Raw genomic sequence first — 23,263 nt, 5'->3', positions numbered from 1 at the left:
CCCTGAGTCTATTGAACTAAAGAACCTGTGATCTTTCGACTACTTCGCGCAACGGCGATCACCGCCGCTCGGTAGCCTTGACGGGTGAACACTGACACCGGATCGATCTTCCTGCACCCCGACCGCAACCTGGGAATGGAGCTGGTCAGAGCGACCGAAGCAGCCGCGATCAGAGCCGTGCCGTTCATCGGGCGAGGCGACAAGAATGCCGCCGACGGCGCCGCGGTCGATGCCATGCGCAAGTTCCTCGGCACCGTCGACTTCGATGGACTCGTCGTGATCGGCGAGGGCGAGAAGGACGACGCGCCGATGCTGTACAACGGCGAGCATGTCGGCACCGGCCGGGGGCAGGCCTGCGACATCGCGGTCGACCCGATCGACGGTACCTCCCTCACGGCAGCCGGCCGGCAGAATGCGCTGTCGATGATCGCCGTCGCAGACCGCGGAAGCATGTACGACCCCTCCGCTGTCTTCTACATGGACAAGATCGTCACCGGTCACGAGGGGCACGGGGTCGTCGACCTCCGCAAACCGATCGGTGAGAACATCCGCGCGCTCGCGAAGGCGATGAACAAGGATGTCGCGGATCTCGTGGTCGCGGTGCTCGACCGACCGCGTCACGCGCAGCTCATCGAGGACATCCGCGAGTCCGGTGCCGGCACGCGACTCCTGCTCGACGGGGATGTCGCCGGTGGCATCAATGCCGCACGCTACGACGCCCGCATCGATATGTGCGTCGGCCGCGGCGGCACCCCGGAGGGGATCATCACCGCCTGTGCACTGAAGGGACTCGGCGGATTCATCCAGGCCAGGCTCGCCCCGCAGAACGATGATGAGCGTCAGAAGGCGATCGATGCCGGGCATGATCTGGAACGCATCCTCGAGATCGACGATCTCGTCACCAGCGACAACACCTACTTCGTCGCGACTGGCGTCACCGATGGCCAGCTCGTCGGCGGCGTGCGCAAGAAGGGCCCGATCATCCGCACCGAGAGCATCGTGCTTCGTGGCCGCTCGGGCACGATCCGTCGCGTGGTCGCCGACCACCTCGCGGAGAAGTGGCTGTAACGCAGCTTCAGTCGGTGGTCGGCCCCGCCTCGAGCGCACTGACGATCTCTAGCTCGGCGACGAGCTCGAACGCGGTCAGATCGCGGGGCAGTTCCTCGATCTCGGCGTGGGTTCCCAACACCTTCGACTCGTCGAGCACGTTGAGCTTGCGCGCGGACGGCAGTACCTGGCGTTCGAGCGAACCGACGAACCCGTTGTAGTTCTTCACGGTGCTCTCGATCGACCGCCCGAGCTTCTCGATGTGGCCCGCGAGGGTCGCGAGGCGCCCGTAGAGCTCGCGACTGGTCTCGAAGAGCATCTTCGCCTCCTGCGTCACGACATCCTGCTGCCAGCTGAAGGCCACGGTCTTCAGCACCGACCAGAGGGTGACGGGGGAGGAGAGGGCGACGCGCTTCGAGAAGGCGTAATCCATGATCCCGGGGTCCGCTTCCATGGCGGATGCCACGAGGGATTCGCTCGGGATGAACGCGATCACGAGCTCGGGGGAGGCTTCGAGCCCGGCCCAGTAGGCCTTGCTGCCCAGGGTGTCGATGTGCGCCCGCACCGCCCGGACATGCTGCTTGATGAAGGCCTCGCGCCGCGCCCCCTCCTCGCCCGTCGCGGTGACGGCGATCTGGCTCGCCTCGAGGTAGGCGGTGAACGGCACCTTCGCATCCACGGCGATGTTCTTCCCCCCTGGCAGATGGATGACCATGTCCGGTCGGCCTGATCCGGCATCCGACGAGATGCTCGACTGCACATCGAAGTCGACCCGCTCGATGAGGCCGGCCGCCTGCACCACGTTGCGCAGTTGGGTCTCTCCCCACACTCCGCGGGTGGCGTTGTTGCGCAGTGCGGAGGCCAGGGACTCCGCAGTGCTGCGCAGGCGCTCCTCCGATTCGGTGGCGTTGCGGAGCTGCTGCGTCAACTGGCCGTGCTGAAGGCTGCGCTGGGTCTCGAGCTCTGTCACCTTCAGCTGCATGCTGCGCAGGGACTCCTGCACCGGGGTCAGGGCCTGGAGCACCGTGCTCTCCCGCTGCTGCCGTTCTGCCTCGGCGGCCTGATCCCGACGCTGGCGGTCCACCAGCTCGCGATACTGCTCCTGCTGCGCGGCGACCTGCTCCTTGAGCGCAACCGCTGTGGCCTGGATCGCGGCGAGTTCGGAGCCGAGCTGCGACCTCCTGGTCGCCTCCTCCGCCCGCACGGCCCCGAGGGCGAGTTCGTGCTGGGAGGCGAGGAGTGCGGGATCGACGCCGACCGGAACATTCGCTGTGCGGGTGCGTGCCAACAGCAGCCCGATGACCACGCCGAGCACGATTCCGACGACCAGGCCGATGATGAGGGCTGCGATGGGATCCATGCGGCAAGTCTGTCAGCCGGCCCCGACAATGGCCGGGTGCCGCGGTGTCAGGCCCGGAACATGGGGGTCGAATCCGCCGCGCGCGCCCCGATCGCACCGATGCGGCACCCGGTGATGCGGGCGAGCTCTTCGATCGATGACGCGTCATGCCGATTCGCGGCATGCACGATGATCGCGGCGCAGGCCTCGGAGTCGGCGAGGGCATCGTGGTGGGCGAAGTCCTCGAAGCCTGCAGCCATTGCGGCTATCGGCAGCCGGTAGGAGTCGAGGGTGTAGGTCTTGCGCGCGACCTGGAGGCTGCAGAGGTAGCGGAAGTCGGGGATGTCGACGAAGCTGGCCCGGCACGCCCCCGAGATGACTCCCATATCGAAGCCGGCGTTGTGGGCGACGAGGAAGTCGTCGTCGGCGAAGGCCACGAGGTCGGCCAATTGCTCGCTCCAGAGCTTGGCCTCCTCGACATCCGGCGCCATGATGCCGTGGATGCGGGTGTTCCACTCGTTGAAGTGGTCGAACCCGGCCGGAGGGCGGATGAACCAGGCCACCCGGTCGACGACCAGGCCGTCGCGCACCTTGACCAGTCCCACCGAGCAGGCCGAGGCGTTCGAGGAATTGGCGGTCTCGAAGTCGATCGCGGTGAAGTCAAGAGGCATGGTCGCATCGTCTCACGCTCCTCCGACCACGCCCCGGGAGCGACGGCGGCGATCCGCACGACTGGGGGCCGGCATCGCTGCGCTGTCAGGGACGAACTTCGCCGTCAGGGACGAACTGTGCTGCCTAGGATGAACGAATGCCCGACGTGCGCGAACCCACCGATCTCGAGCGCACTATCGTGCTCGCCCAATCGGGGCGCGCGACCACTGCCGAGGTGCTCGAGTCGCTCGCGGTGAGCCCGGTGATCGTGCCGAGCGCGACCGAGATCGTCGACAACCTCGACCAGTTGCAGCCGGTGCTGTTCGACATCGGCGGAGTCTCGATGCTCGCCGTGTTCACCCACGACGACCAGATCGCCGAATTCGGGCGTCTCGCCGCTTTCGGGGTCTCGATCGTCGGTCGCTCCCTCCTCGCATCGATCCCGCCCGGTGCGGGAATCGTCGTCAATCCGAGCCGTTCGATCGGCTTCGAGCTGCTGCCGGAAGGGATCGGCCTGTTTCTGGCGGAACTCCGCAGCCGCCGGGACTAGCCTCGACCGATGGACGAGAACCGCACCGCGGAGCAAGCCCGCTCCTTCGGCCGGGAGGCGGGGGCGTACGACAGCGCCCGCCCCGGCTATCCGGATGCGGCGGTCGACTGGCTCGTGCCGGCGCACGCCCGAACGGTGCTCGACATCGGGGCGGGCACGGGCAAATTCACGCGGTCTCTCGTGCGGCGCGGCTTCGCCACGATCGCCGTCGAACCCGATCCGCTGATGCGGCAGAAGCTTGTCGAATCGCTCCCCACGGTACAGGCGCTCGCAGGCACGGCCGAGGCGATCCCCCTCCCGGATGATTGCGTGGATGCCGTGACGGTCGCGCAATCCTGGCACTGGGTCGACCGACCGGCGGCGACCGTCGAGATCGCGCGCGTGCTGCGACCGGGCGGCACGCTGGGGCTCGTGTGGAACATCCGGGATGAGTCGGTGGCCTGGGTGAATCGGCTCAGCGGCATCATGGGGTCCAGCGACGCGGAGCGTTTCATCGCGGGTGCCATCTCGGTCGGGGAGCCCTTCGGCGCGCTGGAGGAGGCCCAGTTCGAGTGGGGGAACACCATCGGGGTGGAGTCCCTCGTGAACCTGGTCGCCTCCCGCAGCTACATCATCACGGCAACGGACGAGGCGCGCGCGGCGGTGCTCGCCGCGGTGCGCGAGCTCGCGGCATCCGATCCCGCCCTCGCGGGCAGGGGGACCTTCGAGCTGCCGTACCGCACGCACTGCTTCCGCGCGATGCTGGGATGACGCACCGGTACCATTGAGCCTCGTGGCTCTCACTATCGCAATCGTCGGACTGCCCAATGTCGGCAAGTCCACCCTGTTCAACGCACTCACCAAGAATCAGGTGTTGGCGGCGAACTACCCCTTCGCCACCATCGAGCCCAACGTGGGCGTCGTGACCCTGCCGGATCCGCGGCTCGACGCGCTCGCCGAGCTGTTCGGCAGCGAGCGCATCCTCGCGGCCCCCGTCTCCTTCGTCGACATCGCCGGCATCGTCAAGGGTGCCTCCGTCGGTGAGGGCCTCGGCAACAAGTTCCTCGCCAACATCCGCGAGGCGGATGCCATCGCGCAGGTCATCCGCGGGTTCGCCGACCCGGATGTCGTGCACGTGGACGGCAAGGTCGACGCGGCTTCCGACATGGAGACCATCAACACCGAGCTCATCCTTGCCGATCTGCAGACGCTCGAAAAGGCGGTTCCCCGGTACGAGAAGGAAGTCAAGACCAAGCGCACCGAGCCCGCGGTGCTCGCAGCCGCGATCGAGGCGCAGGCCTTTCTCGACTCAGGAAAGCCGCTCTCGTCGTCCAGCATCGACCTTTCGCTTATCCAGGAGCTCGGCCTGCTCACCACCAAGCCGTTCATCTACGTGTTCAACGTGGACGAAGATGTGCTGCAGGATGCCGCGGCGCTCGCGAAACTCGCGGCCCTGGTGGCTCCAGCCAAGGCGATCTTCCTCGATGCGAAGCTCGAATCCGAGCTGATCGACCTCGAGCCGGCGGATGCTGCGGAGCTCCTCGCCTCCACCGGTCAGGAGGAGAGCGGGCTCACCCAGCTCGCCCGCGTCGGCTTCGACACCCTCGGTCTGCAGACGTATCTCACGGCCGGTCCGAAAGAGGCCCGGGCCTGGACCATCCCCAAGGGTGCCAAGGCCCCGCAGGCTGCCGGTGTCATCCACACCGACTTCGAGAAGGGCTTCATCAAGGCGGAGGTCATCGGCTTCCAGGATCTGGTGGACACCGGTTCGATCGCCGAGGCTCGCGCCAAGGGCAAGGCCCGCATCGAGGGCAAGGAATACGTGATGCAGGATGGCGACGTGGTGGAGTTCCGCCATAGTTAGACCTCTGGGGGCAGCAGTTGCCCTGCCACGGTCGATATCTGTCAATGTAGGGACGTGATCGGGCCTGAACTAGAGACTTCTGAGACTGACGCCTTCAGTCGCTCCGCTGATATAGCCGTCACGTTGACACTTCTCGGAGTCGGTCTGCTCGCGACCATCTCTGTCGCACTCGTAGGGCTAAATTGGTCTGACCTAATGGGCGAGGTTCACTATTGGGCCCCGCCAATTCTGATCAGTGTTCAGGCCTCGATATGGCTTGCTAGCGCGTTCATTTGCGGATTGCGTTTAATGCACGCTCAACAGGCGTCTTGGATCGCTATAACAGCTGGCGTGCTCGCTAGCCTGTTTTTCGTCCTCACAAATTTCTTGCTGGTTGCGGCCCTGCCTTGCCCATCCTTCTGTTGAACGAGCAAGACGTGGTGGAGTTTAGATCCAACAACTAGCGACGGTCGGGCCTAGAGGTCACTGAAATCGTCCGATGGGCTCTGGATCTGCTGAACCGTGTTCTCGTTCATAACTAACAGAATGAAGCTCGTTCCAGGGGAGCCCGGGTGACTCAGGGAGTTCGTTCCCGGCTCTACTCGCGAGCCCAGTGCGAGCTGGTCTGCGACGCCGTCGCTGTTTGAATCAAAGACGTCCTTCCCATCGTCTGCGACCACGTCCGCTCGGCTCGACCCGACAGAGATGCCCGTGTCGGTCTGTACGGGTATCCCATTGAGGGCCGCGCCGGTGATCGAGATCCTCGCCGTACCCTCGCCGGCAATGATTTTCACGCCGGTCCACTCGTACGAGGTCAGATTGAAGCTGTAACCGGGCAGGTCCTCGACTTTGGCCACTTTCGGGCCTTCGCCGGCGACCTTCGTGAAGAGCGCAAGCAGACTTTTGCTGTTCTCGAACGTGACTTCGCTCTGTGCGCCGTCGTGCACGTAGGTCACTCCGTCGAGCATCACGATCAATCGGTCCGACGTCCCGGGCGTCGAAGTCGGTGCCGGAGAAGCATCCGAGCTCGGGGGTGTCCCCGAATTGCCTGTGGCCGACGAACACCCCGTCACGAGGAGGCACACTAGAAACGCAGTAAAGCTGAGGATCCTACGGGAAGACATACTCGTACTCTAACGTCGAGAGCCCGCGACGATCGTGGTCACCACCTATGTTCGACGCTTCCGGTGGACGGGGACGCGTGGAGGGCTACGTGATCTTGGAGCACGACGCGAGCCTGCCAGCTTGGTGCGTGGCCGATTCGTTCTCGGCGCGTCGGAATTCGCAATCCGGAGCCTCCGATCCGCTAGATTTACTCCGCCCGCTCAACTATGGCCGGAGGTACTGGGTGACAAAGCCAACGCGTTCGGAGATCGCCATGGTCTTGGGTGCGCTCGCGCTGATCGTTGTGATGAGCGGCTGCGGTCCCAGCAATGCCGGGCCGTCACGCTCTGCAACGCCGTCTTCATCGCCATCAAGCGCAGCGTCCTCGGCTCCCGACGAGGCAGACCCGTCGAAGTGGATCATCAGCTACGAGGGCGTCGGCCCGCTGACGATCCATGGTTCCCTCTCGAGTGAGGCTCCCGCGGTTGGTCCGTCGTATTCGCGGCAACCCGCCGACTACTGTCGGTTTTCGAAACCGACGGTGTTCCTGTCGTCGCGCGACACCACGCTGTGGGCCCTCTCCGACTACGCCAACGGTAAAGCTACCGATTCGATCGTTGAAATCGCTGTCGGTCTCGAACCCGCCGGTCACGCTCTGCCGACGGTTTCACCGCACACCGCGAAAGGTATCGGCGTCGGATCGACCGAGGCGGCGCTGAGGGCTGCCTATCCCGACATCGCTTACGACTCTCACCCTTATGTCGGTTCGACGCACTACCTGCTCACTGACGCGATACCGCTCGACGACGGGGCGCAGCGCTATCTGTTGTTTGTCGTCAAGTCCGGCACCGTCGATGGGATCGTCGTCCAACGTCATAGTCAGTATCTCTACCGCTACTGCGAGGACCAGGGGTAAAGCGCTTGCACCATCTCGTTCCGAGCCTCAGCCTGACCTCGCAGGCCGGCGACGCGGTGGAGTTCCGCTTCAACTACTAGCGGATCTCCTTCGAGTCCCACCCTGGGTCAGTCGTCGAGCGTATCCGGATACCGGGCCCCGTCCGGAAAGTTGCCGAAGAGCGGGCGCTCACCGTCGGTGACCGAGTCGACCAGCAGGTCCCCGCCGACGAAGGCTCCTCGCCAGGACGCTCCCCGGCCGCCGAACACCTCTTCCCGGTCTCCTCGAGAACGCGGACGGTTGATGCCGAATTTGAACGAGTGCACTTCCTCGCGCACGCGCGCGGCGAAGGCCCGATCATCCGTTGCCACCGAGGAGACCAGGCTGCCGTTCGAGACGTTCATCGCGGAGATGAATTCCGCCTCGGTGTCGACAAGCACGATGCTGTCGATCGGTCCGAAGGGCTCGGAGTGGTGCAGCGACCACGCCCGGGGCGGTTCGAGCACGCAGGCGGGAGCGACGTAGGCCGCGATGTCCTGCCCAGTAAGGAACTTCCCTTTCGACAAATCGCCGTGATAGAGGGGGATGCCGCCCATCGTGATCGCCTCGTCGTACTGGGCGCGGAGGTCGGTGGCCTTCACCTTCTGGATCACGGGACCGAACTCGAGCTCTGGCAGCTCATCCGCAGGATCCTCGACGGCGAGCGGATGCCCGAACCGCAGATTCCCGATCACCGACAGGTACATCTCCAGGAATGCCGGGAACAGCCGCCTCTGCACCACGTAGCGCGGGTACGCCGTGCACCGCTGTTTGGCATACTCGAAGCCCTTTCTGAGGATCGGGGCCAGGTCATCCCAGTTCGAGTAGTCCCAGATTCCCCAGGCGTTCAGGCCCTCCTGCTCCAGGATGTGTCGCTTGTTGAAGTTCGCGAGGGTCTGGGCTGCCGCGCGTCCGTTGGACCGTCCGCCAACGAAGGCCAGTGCGCCGAGGCTGGGTGAGGAGACGAGCGCATCGGCAAGCTCGCCTCCGACTCCCGAAAGCAGGGTGACGGGAAGGCCGGCGCGTGCCATCATCGCGTGGGCGAGGGTGAGAGCGTGAAAACCGCCCTGTGAGGGGGTCTTCGCGATGACGGCATTGCCGGCAAGAAGTTGCACGAGCTCGGCGTGCACGAGCACACTCAGCGGGTAGTTCCACGACGCGATATTCGAGATCGGGCCGGCAAGGGGCCGCCGACCCTCGAGCTGCCTCCCGATCTGACCGAGATACCACTCCACCCCTTCGATGCAGCGGTCGATATCGGCACAGGCGATCTTCCACGGCTTTCCGATCTCCCAGACCAGCAGCATGGCGATGGCGTCGCGGTTGTCACGGAGCCCGTCGAGGGCGGCCCTCACCCGCGCAGCGCGCTCCTCGAGTGGCACGCCGCCCCAGTCGCGGTGCTGGCGAACCGCATCCGCAACGGCGGCGACGGCTGTGTCGTGATCTACCCGCGCCGGGCCGAGGATCGGTGACTGGTCGACCGGACTCACGTGCTCGCCGGTCGTGCCAACGGCTCGCCAATCGCCCCCGATCAGGTTGCGGATCCGATCCGTGTCGAAGGCCTCCGGAGCACGGTGCCGTGCCAGGTCGGAGACCGTCGCCCAGTCGGTACCGGGCTTGAGTATGAGCGTCATTGCTGTTCCGTTCCAGGGGCTGTGGTCGCTGGCCCGAAATGGGGTTGAGTAATCGTATGGGGCTGTCGCCACAGGCTCGGGGCGTGCCGGAGGATTGCCAGCAAAGGCGCATCTTGCGTCGAGCGAGCGACCCGGGCGCCGACGTACTCCCGGTCGGGGTCTGTCAGGACCCGCTGGCGCTACCGGTGCGGGTGCGTCGGCGTATGAGACCACCCGGATACCGCACCCAGCGATCGTCTCTCAGCGCGCGGTCCGTCGCTCGACGACTCCCCGCACGAAGGCCGCCTGGCCGGCATGCTCGAGGTCGTCGCTGATCACGCTGACAATCCGCGCGGCAAGCGTCACTGGCGGTGTCCAGCGACGATCGATGATCCGCTGGAGGTCGAGGTCTGAGAGGGTGCCGAGATAGCGCACCGTGCGATCGTGAACGTCGTTGTGGTACCCGACGAACCGGTCGCAGGCGATTCCCGCGACCTTCGCCACATCGGAGGAGGTCTGGCCGTAGCCGGTCGCACCGACTTCGAACGGCAGAGCGAATTTCTCGGACCATCCGTCTGCGGTCCAGGCCTGTTCGGTGCCGGCCAGTTCCGAGATGTGGTCGTCCTGCACGCGGCTGAGATGCCAGAGCAGCCAGCCGATCGAGTTGGCGCCGTCATCGACGCGTGCCGAGAGCTGTTCGGGGGTCAATCCCTTCGCTGCACGGTGCACGGAGTCCCTGATCCGACCGAAGGCATCGATGAGAAGGGCTGCAGAAGTCATCATGTTCCGACGCTACGCGCGCCGGGTGAAGCCGAACAGGGACTTTCTGCCCCCATCGCGGCTACAGCAGCGCCGCGAACCGACCGAGCAGCAGCCACACTCGGGCGCAGCGGCTAGAGTTCCATGCGGCCGGCGACTCCACCGGCCCTCGAGAGGACAGCATGAGCCTGGTTCGACTGAACGACGTGGAACTCCGCTTCGAGAACGCGCCGATCCTGCGCGAGGCATTCTTCCGGCTCGACGGCAGAGACCGGGTCGGGATGATCGGTCGCAATGGCTCCGGCAAGACGAGCATTCTCAAACTGATCCTCGAACAGGTGACCCCGGATGCCGGAACGGTCGCGGTGGAACCCGGCACCCGCATCGGCTACTTCTCGCAATTCTCCGAGCTCGACGGCACCGCGACGATCGTCGAGGTGCTCGAGGGTCTCTTCTCCGAGATCGCCGCCATCGAGGGGGAACTCGCCTCGATCGACGCCGCGATCGCGGCGGATCCCACCGCCGACCTCGACCCGCTCATCCACCGCCAGTCCGACCTGTTCGGTGAGATGGACCGGCTGGATGGGTGGGACTACCGCCGCCGCATCGACACCGCGCTCACGACCCTCGGCTTCACCGAGGCCCACCGGGTGTGCGCGATCGACGAGCTCTCGGGGGGCTGGCGCAACCGCGCCGCCCTCGCCAAGATCCTGCTCGAAGACCCGGATGTGCTGCTGCTCGACGAGCCGACCAACTTCCTCGACGTGGCCGGCGTCGAATGGCTCGAGGCGTGGTTCCGCGGGTTCCACGGAGCCGCCGTCATCGTCTCGCACGATCGCACCTTCCTCGACGCGGTCGCGACCCGCATCATCGAGATCGAGAACTACCACCTGCACGAGTACCCGGGCAATTTCGGCGAGTACATCATCCAGAAGCAGTTCCGACTGAAGACGCTCGAGGCGCAGTTCCAGCACGAGTCGGAGTTGCTCGCCTTCGAGGCTGAAGGCATCGCCGACCGCCGCGATGCCGCAAAGGCGGCTAGTCGTGGCCTCGACAAGCAGCTCTCCCAGATCAAGAAGGCTCGCGCACCGCGGCCGGTCGACCAGATCATCACCGAGATCTACGGCGGACTGCACGTGAAAGACGTGCTCTGCCGCGTCGAGGGACTCGGCAAGTCGTACGGCGAGCGGGCGCTCTTCGGGGGGCTGTCCTTCGAGATCAGGCGCGGCAATCGCATCGTGGTGAGCGGTGCGAACGGCAGTGGCAAGACCACTCTGCTTCGGGTGCTCACCGGCGAGGAGAAGGCGGATGCCGGCACCGTCACCTGGTCACCGGGCGCGAAGGTCGTCTCCTACAACGAGGTGCTCGCCGCGCTCGACGACGGCGACACCGTCACCCACGCGGTCAACGCCTACCCCGACAGCCTCGCCCTCACGGCGACCCGCAAGTCGGTCGGCAGGTTCCTCGACATGTTCCAGTTCTCGCAAGCCGACCTCAAGAATCGCATCGGCAATCTCTCGGGAGGCCAGCGGGCGCGGGTCGCCATGGCCCAGTGCCTGCTGTCCGGGGCATCCGTGCTGCTGCTCGACGAGCCGACCAACCACCTCGACCTCACCAGCACCCAGGTGATGGAGCGGGCGTTGCTCCACTTCCCCGGAGCGATCGTGGTGGTCAGCCACGATCGATTCTTCAGCGAGAAGGTCGCGAACCGTCGCATCGAATTCGGAGCGGATGGCGCGCAGCCGGGCGCGCTCGAGGTGCGCGCCGCCTGACCCGTCAGGCCCGGGGCTCCCGCGGGATCCGCGCGGCCAGTGGGTCGGACTCCGGATCCCACGGTTCGGGCATCCCGATCGGATTCGGGTAGGGGAACAGTGTGCCGACCGCGGTCGCCAGGGGCCGGAGGATCACCGCCAGCTCGCGAAAACCGGCATCGTCGAGGTGCGCGACGGGGCCGACGGCGAGCGCGTTCGTCAGGTGTTCCGCCGTGGCAAGGGCGGCCGTGCCCTGAGCGGTGGTGCGGCCATCGCCATCGATGAGATCGTCACGCCTCAGATCACCGAGAGCGGTCTGCCACTCGTCGTCCGACCAGCCTCGTGAGCGCTGCATGGCTGTCGCGTCGAGGTCGAGGCCGCTCCGGAGCAGGATGGTCGACAGCCCGGCGATCTCTCCCGCGACGAGAGCGATCACGTGGCCGTCACCCCGATGCTCACGGAGTGTCGCCGTCGCCTGCCAGAGCCGACGGTAGGGATCCTGCTCGGTCGGCAGCGCGCGGTTGGCCGCGGCGAGGGGGCGCCCGACCGTGTCGGCGTGCGCGGCGACATCCGAGAGAGCGTCGGCGGCGCGGGCCACCGCCCCGGTGTCGGGAAGGAGGCTGCGCAGACTCGCGGCCGCACCGATCGAGCGGGCTTCGAGGGCGGCAGCCGGAGTCACTGTCTCCCAGACCGCAGGCAATGCCCGCTCGACGAGGGAGGGTGCGAATCCGCTGAAGATGGCTGTGACGGGTGCCGCACCGATGGCTCCGAGGGGGGCGGCACGACCGGCGAAGTAGCCGTCCCAGTAGCGGGGGAGCCCCGCGGCGGCGAACGCTTCACGCGCCTCGGGAGCGAAGTACGCGACGGCATGGATCGGCTCGAACAGGGTCCAGAGTGCGCGGGTCAGATGCTGGCGGTCGGTCATGGCTCAACGCTAGTGTGCCGCTCGGGGCCCGGAAGGTGCGCAGCAGGCAGGCCGACGATGACCGCCGACGCGATCGAGTCGCGCCCTTCACGACCTTCCCGTGGCTGTTCTGGGTGACCGTGACGAGCATCCTGGCTCTGAGGCTGCGCCGGGCCGCAGCGATCGCGGACCCGGCGCCAGCCTGGCTCAGGACGCGGGGTGGGTGAACGGCACGCGCTCGAAGATGAGCGGCGTCGTCGCTCCCCGCGGAGCCTCGGTCGCCTTGAGCCAGTCCTGCGCGTTCGCGGAACCGTCAACGGTGAGGCGCGTGAGGTTGGTCGCGGCGGTCGACTGGCCGTAGAACGTGAGCCATGAGGATCCGCTGGCCAGGGGGTGGTCCTCGTTGAAGACGTGACTGTCGCCGTTGATCAGGTACACCGGGCCGCCGAAGGTGTTCGCCTGTTCGATGAGCGTCTTCACCAGCGGGGTGAAGGCCGCATAGTCGGATGGTGCGGGATCGGTCCCCGTCGGGTCGAACATGTCGGCCTGGGTCATCACGACCACCGCGCGGTCATGGTGACGACGGGCATCCTGGAAGGTCTCGGTGAGCTGGCGGATGTCGGCCTGGGTGCGCGCCTGCACCTCCGCCACCTGCTCGGGTGTCGGTGTCGTCTGGCCGAGGCCGGACCAGGGGAGGAGCGAGTTGTCGCTTCCGGGAATGTTGACCGCCGTGAAGGAGATGTCATTCTTACGGAAGTCGACGTTCTCGGGGAAGCCGGACCGCGCCTGCGAGTCGACTCTCATCGGTGCTCCGAGCGTCACACCGGGGCGCGGGAAGAAGGTCTTCCGCACCGCGGCAAGGCGCTCCAGCGGGTTGTAGGCGCCGTTGTTGGCACGGTGGCAGTCGGTCCATTCGTTGTCGCCGGGGGTATAGACCAGAGGCAGGCGGAAGCTGTCGAAGTTGCTTCTGATGCTCGCGAAGTACTCGTCGGAGCAGACCGACGATCCGTTCTTGATGTCGCCGACATGGCCGACGAAGGAGAGTTCTTTGTGCGCGTTGAGGTCTTGGACGTACGACGGGAAGGCCGCGATCTCGGCGGCTCCGTACGGCACATCGCCGATGACTCCGAAACTCAGGCTGGCGCGGTCCGAACCATGGCCGGGGTCATCGTGGCCGTGGCCTTCGCTTCCGGCGAATGCCGGGGCGGCAGCCCCCGCCACCAGCAGTGCCGCTGCGGCGGTGGCGATGATCAGAATTCTCTTCGTGCGCATGGGAGATCCTCCAGGTCGTTGAGTATGAACCGTGAGGAGGTTAGGAGCCCGATCTGACCTGCGGGGGTCGGGGAGGTGAATTCCCTATGACGTCGCTTGGTGACGACGTCGAATCCACCGCCAGGCGCCCGTGCTCCAGAGAGCCCAGGCGACGAGCAACGGTTGGAACAGCAGGCGGATACCGCGCGCGAGGTCGGTGTTGAGCCCGAAGGAGTCGGTGTGTGTGACCAGTTGGGAGATGTTGCCGGGGAACACGAGGAGGAAGAACGCCGCCACGACGATTCCGACGAACACGCGCTGACGGGTGAGCAGCACGAGGCACAGCCCGAGGGCGATCTCGACGATTCCGGAGGCGATCACCACGAAGTCCGAGTCCAGGGGCAACCACTGCGGAACCTGAGCGCGGAAGGCGATGCGGCTGAAGGTCAGGTGGCTGACACCGGCCAGCAGAAGGAAGGCTGCGAGCAGTAGGCGCCCGATGGTGCGGGGAGCGGACTGGTGGTCTGAGGACGATGAAGGCACGTCCCGAGCCTAGGTGGGCGGCACGAATCCGTCGGCCGACGGGCCTTGACCGTCGCCAGCTTCGAACATACGATTCCCATCATCGTGCGCCCCCGAACGCCCGCCTCAACGAAGAGAGCAGGAGATCCGCCATGGCCATCATCCCTTCCCCCCTCCACCGCGCAGTCCATCGCACGGCGCGGACGGTCGTGACGATCCTCGTCTCGTTGGCCATCGCACTCTCCGGTGCGGCGTTCGCGCCCGCGGCCTTCGCCGATCAGGGGCGTCCGTCGGGCGGATCCGCGGTCGTCGATTTCGGACCGAACGTGAAGATCTTCGACCCGAGCATGCCGCAGAGCCAGATCCAGGCGACTGTCGATGCCATCGCGGCCCAGCAGGTCGACAACGAGATGGGCACGGCGCGCTTCGCGTTGTTGTTCAAGCCGGGTGTCTATGGCACCGTGGCCGATCCGCTGGTCTTCCAGGTCGGCTACTACACCGAGGTTGCCGGCCTCGGGGTCTCGCCGGGCGATGTCACGATCAACGGGCACGTGGATGTCTACAACCGCTGCTTCACCGCCGACAACTGCAGCGCGCTCGACAACTTCTGGCGCTCCGTCTCCAACCTCACGATCAATGTCGCCGGGGGAACGGACTGCCGGTCATCCGGCGAGTTCTGGGCGGTGTCGCAGGCGGCGCCGATGCGTCGGGTCGACGTGACCGGCGGCAACCTCACCTTCATGGACTACTGCACCGCCGGGCCACAGTTCGCCAGCGGAGGGTTCATGGCCGACTCGAGGGCCGGCGCGATCGTCAACGGCTCGCAACAGCAATTCCTGGTGCGCAACAGTTCCATCGGCTCCTGGTCGAACGGCGTCTGGAACCAGGTGTTCTCCGGAGTGACCGGTGCGCCGGCCCAGGCCTTTCCCGACCCCACCTACACCACCCTCGCAACCACCGCCGTGAGCCGGGAGAAGCCGTATCTCTTCTTCGACACCGCGAAGAACCGCTACAGCGTCTTCGTTCCGGACGGTCGCACCGACTCGGTCGGAGCCAGCTGGGAGAGTTCGCCGACGGCGGGCCGTGCCATCCCGCTCACGGATTTCTTCGTCGCCTCACCCGGCGTGCCGGTACGCACGATCAACGACCAGCTCGCCCGCGGTAAGAACCTGCTGTTCACCCCCGGCGTCTACGACATCGACCGCACCATCTCGGTGAAGCGGGCGAACACCGTGGTGCTCGGACTCGGCGTCGCCACTCTCACCGCGATGAACGGTGCGGTGCCGCTCGCCGTCGCCGACGTCAGCGGAGTGGATGTCGCCGGCCTCATGATCGATGCGGGCGCGGTGAATTCACCGGTGCTGCTGCAGATCGGCACGAAGCGGGATGGCCACTGGCACGACCACGACGCGGAGTCGGACAACCAGCGCCGGACTGGAGCGCGCAACCAGACCGCCATCCAGGACGTGTACTTCCGCATCGGTGGCCCGCACGTGGGCAAGGCCACCGTCGCCCTGCAGGTCAACAGCGATAACGTGCTGCTCGACAACATCTGGGCCTGGCGTGCGGACCACGGCCAGGGGGTCGGCTGGACGGCCAATACCTCGGACACCGGGGTTGTCATCAACGGCCGCAATGTCACCGCGACCGGCCTCTTCTCCGAGCACTTCCAGAAGTACAACGTCATCTGGAACGGCGAGCGCGGCACCACAGTGTTCTTCCAGAACGAACTGCCCTACGACGCCCCGAACCAGGCGGCGTGGCAGCATGACGGGGTGCTCGGCTGGGCCGGCTACAAGGTCGCCGACTCGGTGAAGACCCACACCCTGTGGGGCGGCGGCAGTTACATCTTCACCAACGTCGACCCCACCATCCACGCAACGCGGGGATTCGAGGTGCCGGTGACCCCGGGCGTGCAGCTGCGCGACCTCCTCACGGTGCAACTCGGAGCGGGGACTCTCGACCATGTCGTGAACGACACCGGCGCCCCGGTGACATCCGCCGCCGTCGGTATCCCGAGTTTCGTGGTCAGCTTCTGACCCGCACGTGACTGCGAGCGTGGTCGATCGCCGCGTCGAGATCGTCGAACAGGTGTTTCTGGTGACGAAGGGAGCTGATCACCCCCACCCGGGTCGCCAGCTGCAGGTGTCGTTCCTGAATGCCCTTGACCAGTACGGTGATGCCGCGGCGCTCGAGACCGTGGATCATCTCGGTGATGACGCGTGCGCCCGTGGCATCCATCACCTGCAACTGCGAGAGCCGCAGGATCACGACGTCGACTCCGGTGATCTGCGTCACCTGGTCGAGCATGCGCTCGGCAGCGCCGAAGAAGAGAGCGCCCTCGAAGCGGAAGAGCGCGATGTGCTCGTCACCGGGCAGGGCCGGGCTCGGAAGCGGCTCCCGGTGCACACCCCCCGATTTCGAGAGCGTGCGCAGCGCGAAGAACGCGGCGACGGCGATGCCGATACCCACGGCCACGATCAGGTCGAATGACACGGTGATCAGGGCGGTGAGCACGAAGACGACGGTGTCGGAGCGGGTGGAACCGACGACACTGCGCACCGTCGACACCGACACCATCCGGGTTGCTGTGACCATGAGCACCCCGGCCAGTGCGGCGAGGGGGATTCCCGACACCACTCCCGAGGCCAGGGCGACAATGCCGAGCAGGACGAACGAATGGATGATCGCCGCGAGCCGGGTGCGTCCGCCGGAGCGCACGTTGACCGCGGTGCGGGCGATGGCGCCGGTCGCGGGCATCCCCCCGAAGAATCCGGATGCCACGGATGCCAGCCCCTGGCCGACCAACTCCCGATCCGGGTCATAGGTGCCGGTGTCTGCGAGGGCGGCACCGACCCGTGCGGAGAGCAGCGACTCGATCGCCGCCAGCGCGGCCACTGTGAAGATGGGCCCGACCAGGGAGCCGAGGGTGGCGAGATCGATGGCCGGCAGCGTCGGCGCGGGCAGGGAGCTGGGCAGCGCCCCGATCCGCGCAAGGGGCAGGTGGGCGAGCGAGGCAGTCACCGAGACGAGCACGATCGCAATCAGGGACCCGGGCAGTTTCGGATGGATGCGCGGGGCGAGGATCATGACCACCGCCACGACTGCCACGGCGCCGATCGCCCAGGCGACGGTCTCCGCCTTCACGGAGGCGAAGGACTCGACAGCGGCGACTAAGGCATTGCTGCTCTTGCCGGCCGTGGCGCCGATCGCCGGGGGCACCTGCTGCAGGAAGATGATGACGGCGATGCCGAGGGTGAAGCCCTCGATCACCGGCCAGGGGATGTAGGAGACGACTCGCCCGAGTCGCAGCGCGCCGGCCACGACCACCACGATTCCGGCCGCGAGGCTCACCAGCGCGACGACCCCCGCACCGTGGGCGACCACCACCGGTCCGAGCACCACCACCATGGCACCGGTCGGCCCGGAGACCTGGATGTTCGAACCCCCGAACACCGCGGCCACCACGCCGGCGATGATCGCCGTGATGAGCCCGCTCTCCGCACCGGCGCCGGAGCTCACCCCGAAGGCGAGCGCGAGCGGAAGCGCGACGATCCCCACGGTGATGCCGGCCACGATGTCACCGCGCCAGGTGCGCTTCACCGCGCGATAGTCGTGCCAGCTGGGAAGGAGCGAACGGATCGAGCTTCCGACGGTCATGCGGCTGCCTCCTCGAGTACCGAAGTCTCGAGGGCCGGCATCACTTCTCGACGCTACGCCGCCGCAGGGGTGCCACCGGGGTCTTTGGTCCCGGGTCGCACATCCGATCCTTCGAATGAGCCGAAGCGCGGCACTCGGACGGCGACGTCAGGCCGAAGCCGCCCGATACCGCGACAGTCGTGTCACGAGGGGCGCGGAGATCCGGAGGGCGAGCACCGAGATCCCGAGCATCGTCAGCGCGGCGAGGATCACCGGCGGAATCGAATCGGACAACACCGAGAACGGCGTGACGCCGATCGCGACGAGCGGCCAGAGCACACTGCCGAAGGCCAGCATCGCGACGAAGAACCTCGACGGTCGGCTGAAACCGCCGACGATCCAGCCCACCGCGATCACCAGTGGCGGGATCACGCGTGGAGTCGTCAGGCCGAGGGGCCCGGAATAGCTCCACGCGAAGACGACGGCCGTGATGGTGACGATCGCAGCGATCGACACCACCGAGACGATCATCCACGCCCGATAACGTGCCCGGTTCGTCGAGTCCGACACCCTCGGACCGGTGGCACGCGGCGGAGGGCGCCAGTCGTCGTGGACACGTGACTCCGAGGCGGTCGGGCCCGCGGGGGAGCGGGAGGCGCCCCCGCGTACGCCGGCTCCGGCGTACAGGTGAGCGCGGTCGTACTGCGCACGAAGGGCCGGATCGAGGAGGTCGCGCTTGGCCTCGTTGAGGCGAAGCGTCATCGCTTCGCCGGCGGCTCCGGAGACGTCGGGATGGTAGAGCCGGATGAGTCGGCGGTAGGCGTTACGAATCTCATCGGCTGTGGCTTCGGGGGTCACACACAGCAATTCGTAATGGGTCGGGGTGTCCATTGAGTCTGATCCTAGGGGATAGAAGACCCCCCGAACGCGGGACAGCCCCAGCTGTGCCCCGATTGCGCTCGCCCGGGAACAAATCCAGGCCCCGGGCGGATTCACAGGCTGCCCTCCCTAGTCGATCGGCAGCCTTCGTGGTTGCCTGTAGAGGTGACCGACTTTCCGATGTTTCCCCTGGGGTCCGTGCTGTTTCCGCACATGCCGTTGCCGTTGCGCGTCTTCGAAGAGCGCTACCTCGTGATGCTGTCCCGCATCCTGTCCGATGAGCCCTCGGAGTTCGGGGTCGTGCTCATCGAACGTGGCCAGGAGGTCGGCGGAGGGGAGCAGCGTTTCACGGTGGGGACCGTCGCGCAGATCCAGCAACTGGATGCCACCGAAGACTTCGTCGTGCTCGTCGCGCAGGGGGAGCGTCGCATCGAGATCCTCGAATGGCTCGAGGAGGATCCTCATCCGGCGGCCCGCGTGCGTGACATCCCCGAGCTCGTGTGGAGTGACGAGTTGATGCCATTGAGGGTGAGGGCGGAGGAAGCGGTGCGCCGAACCCTGAGGCTGGCGAGCGAGTCGGGAGACCAGCTCTGGTCGCCGGATGTCGAGATCTCCGACGAGCCAGCGGCCGCGGCCTGGCAACTCGCCGCGATCGCGCCGATCGGCGAGCTCGACCAGATCGCCCTGCTGCGATCGACCACCATGGAGGGCCTTCTCGAGGCACTCATCGAACTGATGGATTCGGCCGTGGAATCGTTCATCGCACCGTGGCCTGAGGAGGACTAGAACCCTCGACAGGCGAGCGTAGGGTTGAATTCATGGAATTCAGATACCTCGGAAACTCAGGCCTCAAGATCTCGGAGATCACCTACGGCAACTGGCTCACCCACGGCTCGCAGGTGGAGAACGACACCGCGAAGGCCTGCGTGACCGCGGCCCTCGATGCCGGCATCACCACCTTCGATACCGCGGACGTCTACGCCAACACGATGGCCGAGACCGTGCTCGGCGAAGCGCTCAAGGGCCAGCGCCGCCAGTCGCTCGAGATCTTCACCAAGGTGTTCGGACCCACCGGTCCCAAGGGCCATAACGATGTGGGGCTGTCCCGCAAGCACATCCTCGAGTCGATCGACGGATCGCTGCAGCGCCTGCAGACCGACTATGTCGACCTCTACCAGGCCCACCGCTTCGACTACGAGACGCCTCTGGAGGAGACCTTCCAGGCCTTCGCGGATGTCGTGCGCCAGGGTAAGGCGCTGTACATCGGGGTCAGCGAATGGACTGCGGACCAGCTTCGTGAGGGCGCCGCCCTGGCGAAGCAGTTCGGGGTTCAGCTCATCTCCAACCAGCCGCAGTACTCCGAACTCTGGAGGGTGATCGAGGCAGAGGTCGTGCCGACCTCGAAGGAACTCGGCATCTCGCAGATCGTCTGGTCGCCGATCGCGCAGGGCGTGCTCACCGGCAAGTACGCTCCAGGGGCCGCGCTTCCGGAGGGAAGCCGGGCCACCGACGAGAAGGGCGGCGCGAACATGATCTCCCGCTTCATGACGGATGACGTGCTCGGCCGCGTGCAGAAGCTCAAGCCGATCGCCGACGAGTTGTCGTTGTCGCTCGCGCAGCTCGCCGTGGCCTGGGTGCTCCAGAACGAGAATGTCGCCTCGGCGATCATCGGCGCATCCCGTCCGGAGCAGGTCAAGGAGAACGTCGTCGCATCCGGGGTCGCCATCCCCGCCGAACTGCTCGGCCGCATCGACGAGGCTTTGGGCGATGTCGTGGAGAACGACCCAGCCAAGACGCTCGACAGCTCTCCGAAGTCGCGCGAGGCGTAGCCCCGCGAGGCGTAGCCCCGCGAGGCGTAGCCCCGCGAGGCGTAGCCCCGCGAGGGACACGGCAGTAGCCGACCGCGGATCCGTTGGATGACACGCCGCCTGGGCGCTTCCCAGCGCGGCGTGTCGCCCGGATCTCCGCCCTGAACGCCGGGGCACTTGGGCACCGGGGCAGCGCAGCAGGGCAATAGCCTGAGGCCATGACGAACGAGGCCACCTCGCCGATCGCCCCTGCGCCCACAGTTCGGGAGGCGACCGGCCAGAGTGTCACCCTCATTCGCCTCGTCGCGCTCGGCCTGCTCGTGGCCGGGGTCGTCAACATCGTGGGGTTCTCGGAATTCCCGCCGAATGCCCCGGTCGAGCAGGTGTACGCGATCGGTATCGCGCTCTCCCTCACCGTGACCGCACTGGTGCTGTTTCTTCGCTCGTTCGTGATCGCCCGGAGACCTGCCGGTCCTTCTCCGCGCGGCGAGAGGGTCGGTGCCCTCACGATCCTCGCCGTCGTGTTCGGCGCTGCGACGGCAGCGGCCGCCCTGCTCCTCGGCGGGGCTGAACAGCTGGGGCTCTTCCTGCAGGGTGCCCGGCTGCGCTACATGTACGAGACCGAGGGAGTGTTCTTCTTCGGCATTCCCTGGGTGCTCGGTATCGCCTTCGGTGCATTCGCGTTTCGGCGCGGAGGCGGTCGGCCCAACACCCTGCTCGCGATCGTCGCCCTGGTGCTCGGTGCGCTGGTCGCGATCCCCACCATCGCGGCATCCCTCATTTACGGGCTCGGCCTGAGCGATTGACGATACCGAGCGATTGACCACGGCGGGCGGTCGACCCCGAGGCGACGCTGCACTGTTCCCTTGCTAGGCTGGCCCCACAATCGAAAACTGGGCCGCACACGCGATGCGGGAGAGCCCGACCCCGGTCGGGCACCGAAGGAGCAAGCCTCCCCGCCAATCTCTCAGGTCTACGTACCGCATCGAACTGGCCACTCTGGAAAGTGGATGACCGGACTCTCACGTTCGCCATCCCGCCGAAGGTGAAAGCGCTCCGGCGTGAAACTCTCAGGCCCATGACAGAGGGGGAGTTTCATCCGCAGCCCGCGCGCGCCAGGAGAACTCCGTGCCAGACAAGAACGTGACCGAGAAGACCGAAGAACGATACTCACCGCTGAATCGTGTCCACGTGGAGGCTGGCGCGAGCTTCACCGACTTCGCGGGCTGGCAGATGCCGGTGCGCTACTCGAGTGATCTCGCCGAACATCACGCGGTGCGCACCGCGGCCGGCCTCTTCGACCTGTCCCACATGGGCGAGATCGTGGTGCTTGGGCCGGAGAGCGCCGATGCGCTGGACTACGCCTTCGCCGGCAAGATCTCGGCCGTCGCCATCGGCCAGGCGAAATACAGTCTTCTGCTCGGCCGGGAGGGCGGGATCATCGACGATCTCGTTGTCTACCGCACGGGCGAGGACCGCTTCATCGTGGTCGCCAATGCGTCCAATCGCGAGGCGGTCGCTGCCGAGCTGCTCGAGCGCACCGCGCCATTCGACTGCGAGGTCTTCGACGAGAGCGACGACATCGCGCTCATCGCCATCCAGGGGCCCAAATCGTTCGAGATCCTGAGCCAGGTGCCGGGCATCGTCGTCGCCGGACTCGCCGATCTCAAGTACTACTGGTCGACCCCTGGACAGTTCGAGGGGCACGAGATCCTCGTCGCCCGCACGGGATACACCGGCGAAGACGGCTTCGAACTCTATATCGCCCCCGATGCCGCAACCGCCCTGTGGCGCGCGATCGCCGAGACGGGCGCGGGCAGCGGACTGGTGCCGGCGGGTCTCGCCAGCCGCGACACCCTGCGCCTCGAGGCGGGGATGCCGCTGTACGGCCACGAACTCGGTCTCACCACGTTCCCCGTGCAGGCCGGCCTCGGTCGGGTCGTCAACCTCAAGAAGGAGGGCGACTTCGTCGGTCGTTCTGCGGTCGAAACCGGACCGGCCGAAGGGGCTCGCGTTCTCGTCGGTCTGCGGGCCGATGGCAAGCGTGCCGGCCGGGCGGACTACCTCGTGCTCGATGCCGACGGCACCGAGGTGGGAGTGGTCACCAGCGGTGCGCTCAGCCCCACCCTCGGGTACCCCATCGCGATGGCCTACGTCGATCCCGCCGTGCGTGAACTCGGCACCGAACTGTTCCTGGATGTGCGCGGGACCCGCGTACCGGCATCCGTCACCGCACTTCCCTTTTATCAGAGAGAGGCCAAATAGTCATGGCTGAACAGAACACCCTTCGTTACACGGCCGAGCACGAGTGGCTCGATGTTCAGGGCGACATCGCTATCGTCGGCATCACCGCCTATGCGGCGGAGAAGCTCGGCGATGTCGTCTTCGTCGATCTGCCCACGGTGGGAGCCACCGTCGCGAGCGGCAAGATCGTGGGCGAGATCGAGTCCACGAAGTCGGTCGGCGAGCTCTTCGCCCCGGTCGACGGCACGGTCACCGAGGTGAATGACGCCGTTGTGGCCAATCCCGAACTCGTGAACAGCGACCCCTTCGGGGAAGGCTGGCTCATCAAGGTGAGCTTCACCGAACTTCCGTCGCTCCTGAGCTTCGACGAGTACACCGCGCTGGTGGGCGAGTAGTGGCCGGCGTCGACCTGCTCACGCAGAACCTGTTGGCCGCCGGCGGTTTCG

General features: G+C 66.4%; 22 protein-coding genes and 1 riboswitch. Of the genes, 12 read left to right on the top strand and 10 right to left on the bottom strand.

Going from position 1 to position 23,263, the window contains the following annotated elements; genetic code table 11:
- The first annotated feature begins 135 nt into the window (after nt 1–135).
- Nucleotides 136–1,068 (top strand): class II fructose-bisphosphatase, encoded by a 933-nt coding sequence (glpX, locus tag VLI63_RS11735; RefSeq protein ID WP_409157245.1) that lies wholly within the window; start codon nt 136–138, stop codon nt 1,066–1,068.
- Between the two features lie 7 nt (nt 1,069–1,075).
- On the opposite strand, the gene VLI63_RS11730 is transcribed toward glpX, so the two are convergent.
- Together VLI63_RS11730 and VLI63_RS11725 are read right to left on the bottom strand one after the other, a co-directional pair.
- On the bottom strand, nt 1,076–2,407 hold the full coding sequence (locus tag VLI63_RS11730; RefSeq protein ID WP_409157020.1) for a DNA recombination protein RmuC: 1,332 nt from the start codon (nt 2,405–2,407) through the stop codon (nt 1,076–1,078).
- Nucleotides 2,408–2,454: 47 nt separating this feature from the next.
- A complete protein-coding gene (locus tag VLI63_RS11725; protein ID WP_409157019.1) occupies nt 2,455–3,057 on the bottom strand; it encodes a 3'-5' exonuclease in 603 nt (200 codons plus the stop codon).
- A 137-nt stretch (nt 3,058–3,194) separates the two neighbouring features.
- On the opposite strand from VLI63_RS11725, the gene VLI63_RS11720 reads away from it, so the two are divergent.
- Genes VLI63_RS11720 through ychF form a run of 3 tightly spaced genes read left to right on the top strand, consistent with a single transcriptional unit; the run spans nt 3,195 to nt 5,430 of the window.
- A complete protein-coding gene (locus VLI63_RS11720) occupies nt 3,195–3,587 on the top strand; it encodes an SseB family protein (protein ID WP_409157018.1) in 393 nt (130 codons plus the stop codon).
- A 9-nt stretch (nt 3,588–3,596) separates the two neighbouring features.
- Nucleotides 3,597–4,337, top strand: coding sequence for a class I SAM-dependent methyltransferase (locus VLI63_RS11715; protein ID WP_409157017.1), 741 nt, complete (start codon nt 3,597–3,599; stop codon nt 4,335–4,337).
- Nucleotides 4,338–4,359: 22 nt separating this feature from the next.
- The gene (ychF, locus tag VLI63_RS11710) at nt 4,360–5,430 is read left to right on the top strand and encodes a redox-regulated ATPase YchF (protein WP_409157016.1); all 1,071 of its coding nucleotides are present in this window, start codon (nt 4,360–4,362) and stop codon (nt 5,428–5,430) included.
- A gap of 455 nt (nt 5,431–5,885) precedes the next feature.
- Here the strand turns inward: ychF and VLI63_RS11705 are convergent, their stop codons facing one another.
- A complete protein-coding gene (locus tag VLI63_RS11705; protein ID WP_409157015.1) occupies nt 5,886–6,380 on the bottom strand; it encodes a hypothetical protein in 495 nt (164 codons plus the stop codon).
- 200 nt (nt 6,381–6,580) lie between these two features.
- Here VLI63_RS11705 and VLI63_RS11700 point away from each other — a divergent pair, with 200 nt between their 5' ends.
- Complete coding sequence (locus VLI63_RS11700) at nt 6,581–7,429, top strand: hypothetical protein (protein ID WP_409157014.1); 849 nt, start codon at nt 6,581–6,583, stop codon at nt 7,427–7,429.
- A 107-nt stretch (nt 7,430–7,536) separates the two neighbouring features.
- Here VLI63_RS11700 and VLI63_RS11695 read toward each other — a convergent pair whose 3' ends face one another.
- Together VLI63_RS11695 and VLI63_RS11690 are read right to left on the bottom strand one after the other, a co-directional pair.
- Nucleotides 7,537–9,081: an aldehyde dehydrogenase family protein gene (locus VLI63_RS11695; RefSeq protein ID WP_409157013.1), complete on the bottom strand. Its 1,545-nt coding sequence runs from the start codon at nt 9,079–9,081 to the stop codon at nt 7,537–7,539.
- Between the two features lie 240 nt (nt 9,082–9,321).
- Entirely contained in the window at nt 9,322–9,843 is a 522-nt protein-coding gene (locus tag VLI63_RS11690; RefSeq protein WP_409157012.1) for a mycothiol transferase, read from the bottom strand.
- Nucleotides 9,844–10,001: 158 nt separating this feature from the next.
- Here VLI63_RS11690 and VLI63_RS11685 point away from each other — a divergent pair, with 158 nt between their 5' ends.
- The gene (locus VLI63_RS11685; protein ID WP_409157011.1) at nt 10,002–11,591 is read left to right on the top strand and encodes an ABC-F family ATP-binding cassette domain-containing protein; all 1,590 of its coding nucleotides are present in this window, start codon (nt 10,002–10,004) and stop codon (nt 11,589–11,591) included.
- 4 nt (nt 11,592–11,595) lie between these two features.
- Here the strand turns inward: VLI63_RS11685 and VLI63_RS11680 are convergent, their stop codons facing one another.
- The 3 genes from VLI63_RS11680 to VLI63_RS11670 form a co-directional block, all read right to left on the bottom strand.
- Nucleotides 11,596–12,495, bottom strand: a complete 900-nt coding sequence (locus VLI63_RS11680) for an SCO6745 family protein (RefSeq protein WP_409157010.1) — start codon at nt 12,493–12,495, stop codon at nt 11,596–11,598.
- Nucleotides 12,496–12,681: 186 nt separating this feature from the next.
- Nucleotides 12,682–13,746: a hypothetical protein gene (locus VLI63_RS11675; protein ID WP_409157009.1), complete on the bottom strand. Its 1,065-nt coding sequence runs from the start codon at nt 13,744–13,746 to the stop codon at nt 12,682–12,684.
- Nucleotides 13,747–13,830: 84 nt separating this feature from the next.
- Entirely contained in the window at nt 13,831–14,268 is a 438-nt protein-coding gene (locus tag VLI63_RS11670; protein WP_409157008.1) for a hypothetical protein, read from the bottom strand.
- A gap of 131 nt (nt 14,269–14,399) precedes the next feature.
- Between VLI63_RS11670 and VLI63_RS11665 the strand changes: the two genes are divergently transcribed.
- Nucleotides 14,400–16,286 carry an adenylyl cyclase gene (locus VLI63_RS11665; RefSeq protein WP_409157007.1) on the top strand — a complete coding sequence of 629 codons (1,887 nt, stop codon included), beginning with the start codon at nt 14,400–14,402 and terminating at the stop codon, nt 16,284–16,286.
- On the opposite strand, the gene VLI63_RS11660 is transcribed toward VLI63_RS11665, so the two are convergent.
- Both VLI63_RS11660 and VLI63_RS11655 read right to left on the bottom strand, forming a co-directional pair.
- Nucleotides 16,276–17,907, bottom strand: a complete 1,632-nt coding sequence (locus VLI63_RS11660; RefSeq protein ID WP_409157006.1) for a SulP family inorganic anion transporter — start codon at nt 17,905–17,907, stop codon at nt 16,276–16,278. The two genes, VLI63_RS11665 and VLI63_RS11660, sit on opposite strands and share 11 nt — an antisense overlap.
- 147 nt (nt 17,908–18,054) lie before the next feature.
- Nucleotides 18,055–18,777 (bottom strand): J domain-containing protein, encoded by a 723-nt coding sequence (locus VLI63_RS11655; RefSeq protein ID WP_409157005.1) that lies wholly within the window; start codon nt 18,775–18,777, stop codon nt 18,055–18,057.
- Nucleotides 18,778–18,930: 153 nt separating this feature from the next.
- On the opposite strand from VLI63_RS11655, the gene VLI63_RS11650 reads away from it, so the two are divergent.
- The 5 genes from VLI63_RS11650 to gcvH all read left to right on the top strand — a co-directional run bounded on the left by VLI63_RS11650 (nt 18,931) and on the right by gcvH (nt 23,212).
- Nucleotides 18,931–19,551, top strand: coding sequence for an LON peptidase substrate-binding domain-containing protein (locus VLI63_RS11650; RefSeq protein ID WP_354575735.1), 621 nt, complete (start codon nt 18,931–18,933; stop codon nt 19,549–19,551).
- A gap of 32 nt (nt 19,552–19,583) precedes the next feature.
- On the top strand, nt 19,584–20,594 hold the full coding sequence (locus VLI63_RS11645; RefSeq protein ID WP_354575736.1) for an aldo/keto reductase family protein: 1,011 nt from the start codon (nt 19,584–19,586) through the stop codon (nt 20,592–20,594).
- A 197-nt stretch (nt 20,595–20,791) separates the two neighbouring features.
- The gene (locus VLI63_RS11640) at nt 20,792–21,379 is read left to right on the top strand and encodes a hypothetical protein (RefSeq protein ID WP_354575737.1); all 588 of its coding nucleotides are present in this window, start codon (nt 20,792–20,794) and stop codon (nt 21,377–21,379) included.
- A 96-nt stretch (nt 21,380–21,475) separates the two neighbouring features.
- A riboswitch (glycine riboswitch) is annotated at nt 21,476–21,566 on the top strand.
- 135 nt (nt 21,567–21,701) lie between these two features.
- On the top strand, nt 21,702–22,838 hold the full coding sequence (gcvT, locus tag VLI63_RS11635) for a glycine cleavage system aminomethyltransferase GcvT (RefSeq protein WP_409157004.1): 1,137 nt from the start codon (nt 21,702–21,704) through the stop codon (nt 22,836–22,838).
- A 2-nt stretch (nt 22,839–22,840) separates the two neighbouring features.
- Nucleotides 22,841–23,212, top strand: a complete 372-nt coding sequence (gcvH, locus tag VLI63_RS11630) for a glycine cleavage system protein GcvH (RefSeq protein ID WP_354575738.1) — start codon at nt 22,841–22,843, stop codon at nt 23,210–23,212.
- Nucleotides 23,213–23,263: the final 51 nt, after the last annotated feature.

Origin of the sequence: Lacisediminihabitans sp. H27-G8, assembly GCF_046156175.1 — a bacterium.
Classification (GTDB): domain Bacteria; phylum Actinomycetota; class Actinomycetes; order Actinomycetales; family Microbacteriaceae; genus Lacisediminihabitans.
Note: the sequence above shows the minus strand (reverse complement) of the source record. Positions and strands in the feature narration are given on the sequence as shown.

Coding starts and splice junctions, on each gene's coding strand:
- glpX (WP_409157245.1), top strand. CDS start 136: ATGGAGCTGGTCAGAGCGACCGAAGCAGCCGCGATCAGAGCCGTGCCG.
- VLI63_RS11730 (WP_409157020.1), bottom strand. CDS start 2,407: ATGGATCCCATCGCAGCCCTCATCATCGGCCTGGTCGTCGGAATCGTG.
- VLI63_RS11725 (WP_409157019.1), bottom strand. CDS start 3,057: ATGCCTCTTGACTTCACCGCGATCGACTTCGAGACCGCCAATTCCTCG.
- VLI63_RS11720 (WP_409157018.1), top strand. CDS start 3,195: ATGCCCGACGTGCGCGAACCCACCGATCTCGAGCGCACTATCGTGCTC.
- VLI63_RS11715 (WP_409157017.1), top strand. CDS start 3,597: ATGGACGAGAACCGCACCGCGGAGCAAGCCCGCTCCTTCGGCCGGGAG.
- VLI63_RS11700 (WP_409157014.1), top strand. CDS start 6,581: ATGTTCGACGCTTCCGGTGGACGGGGACGCGTGGAGGGCTACGTGATC.
- VLI63_RS11695 (WP_409157013.1), bottom strand. CDS start 9,081: ATGACGCTCATACTCAAGCCCGGTACCGACTGGGCGACGGTCTCCGAC.
- VLI63_RS11690 (WP_409157012.1), bottom strand. CDS start 9,843: ATGATGACTTCTGCAGCCCTTCTCATCGATGCCTTCGGTCGGATCAGG.
- VLI63_RS11685 (WP_409157011.1), top strand. CDS start 10,002: ATGAGCCTGGTTCGACTGAACGACGTGGAACTCCGCTTCGAGAACGCG.
- VLI63_RS11680 (WP_409157010.1), bottom strand. CDS start 12,495: ATGACCGACCGCCAGCATCTGACCCGCGCACTCTGGACCCTGTTCGAG.
- VLI63_RS11675 (WP_409157009.1), bottom strand. CDS start 13,746: ATGCGCACGAAGAGAATTCTGATCATCGCCACCGCCGCAGCGGCACTG.
- VLI63_RS11665 (WP_409157007.1), top strand. CDS start 14,400: ATGGCCATCATCCCTTCCCCCCTCCACCGCGCAGTCCATCGCACGGCG.
- VLI63_RS11660 (WP_409157006.1), bottom strand. CDS start 17,907: ATGACCGTCGGAAGCTCGATCCGTTCGCTCCTTCCCAGCTGGCACGAC.
- VLI63_RS11655 (WP_409157005.1), bottom strand. CDS start 18,777: ATGGACACCCCGACCCATTACGAATTGCTGTGTGTGACCCCCGAAGCC.
- VLI63_RS11645 (WP_354575736.1), top strand. CDS start 19,584: ATGGAATTCAGATACCTCGGAAACTCAGGCCTCAAGATCTCGGAGATC.
- VLI63_RS11640 (WP_354575737.1), top strand. CDS start 20,792: ATGACGAACGAGGCCACCTCGCCGATCGCCCCTGCGCCCACAGTTCGG.
- gcvH (WP_354575738.1), top strand. CDS start 22,841: ATGGCTGAACAGAACACCCTTCGTTACACGGCCGAGCACGAGTGGCTC.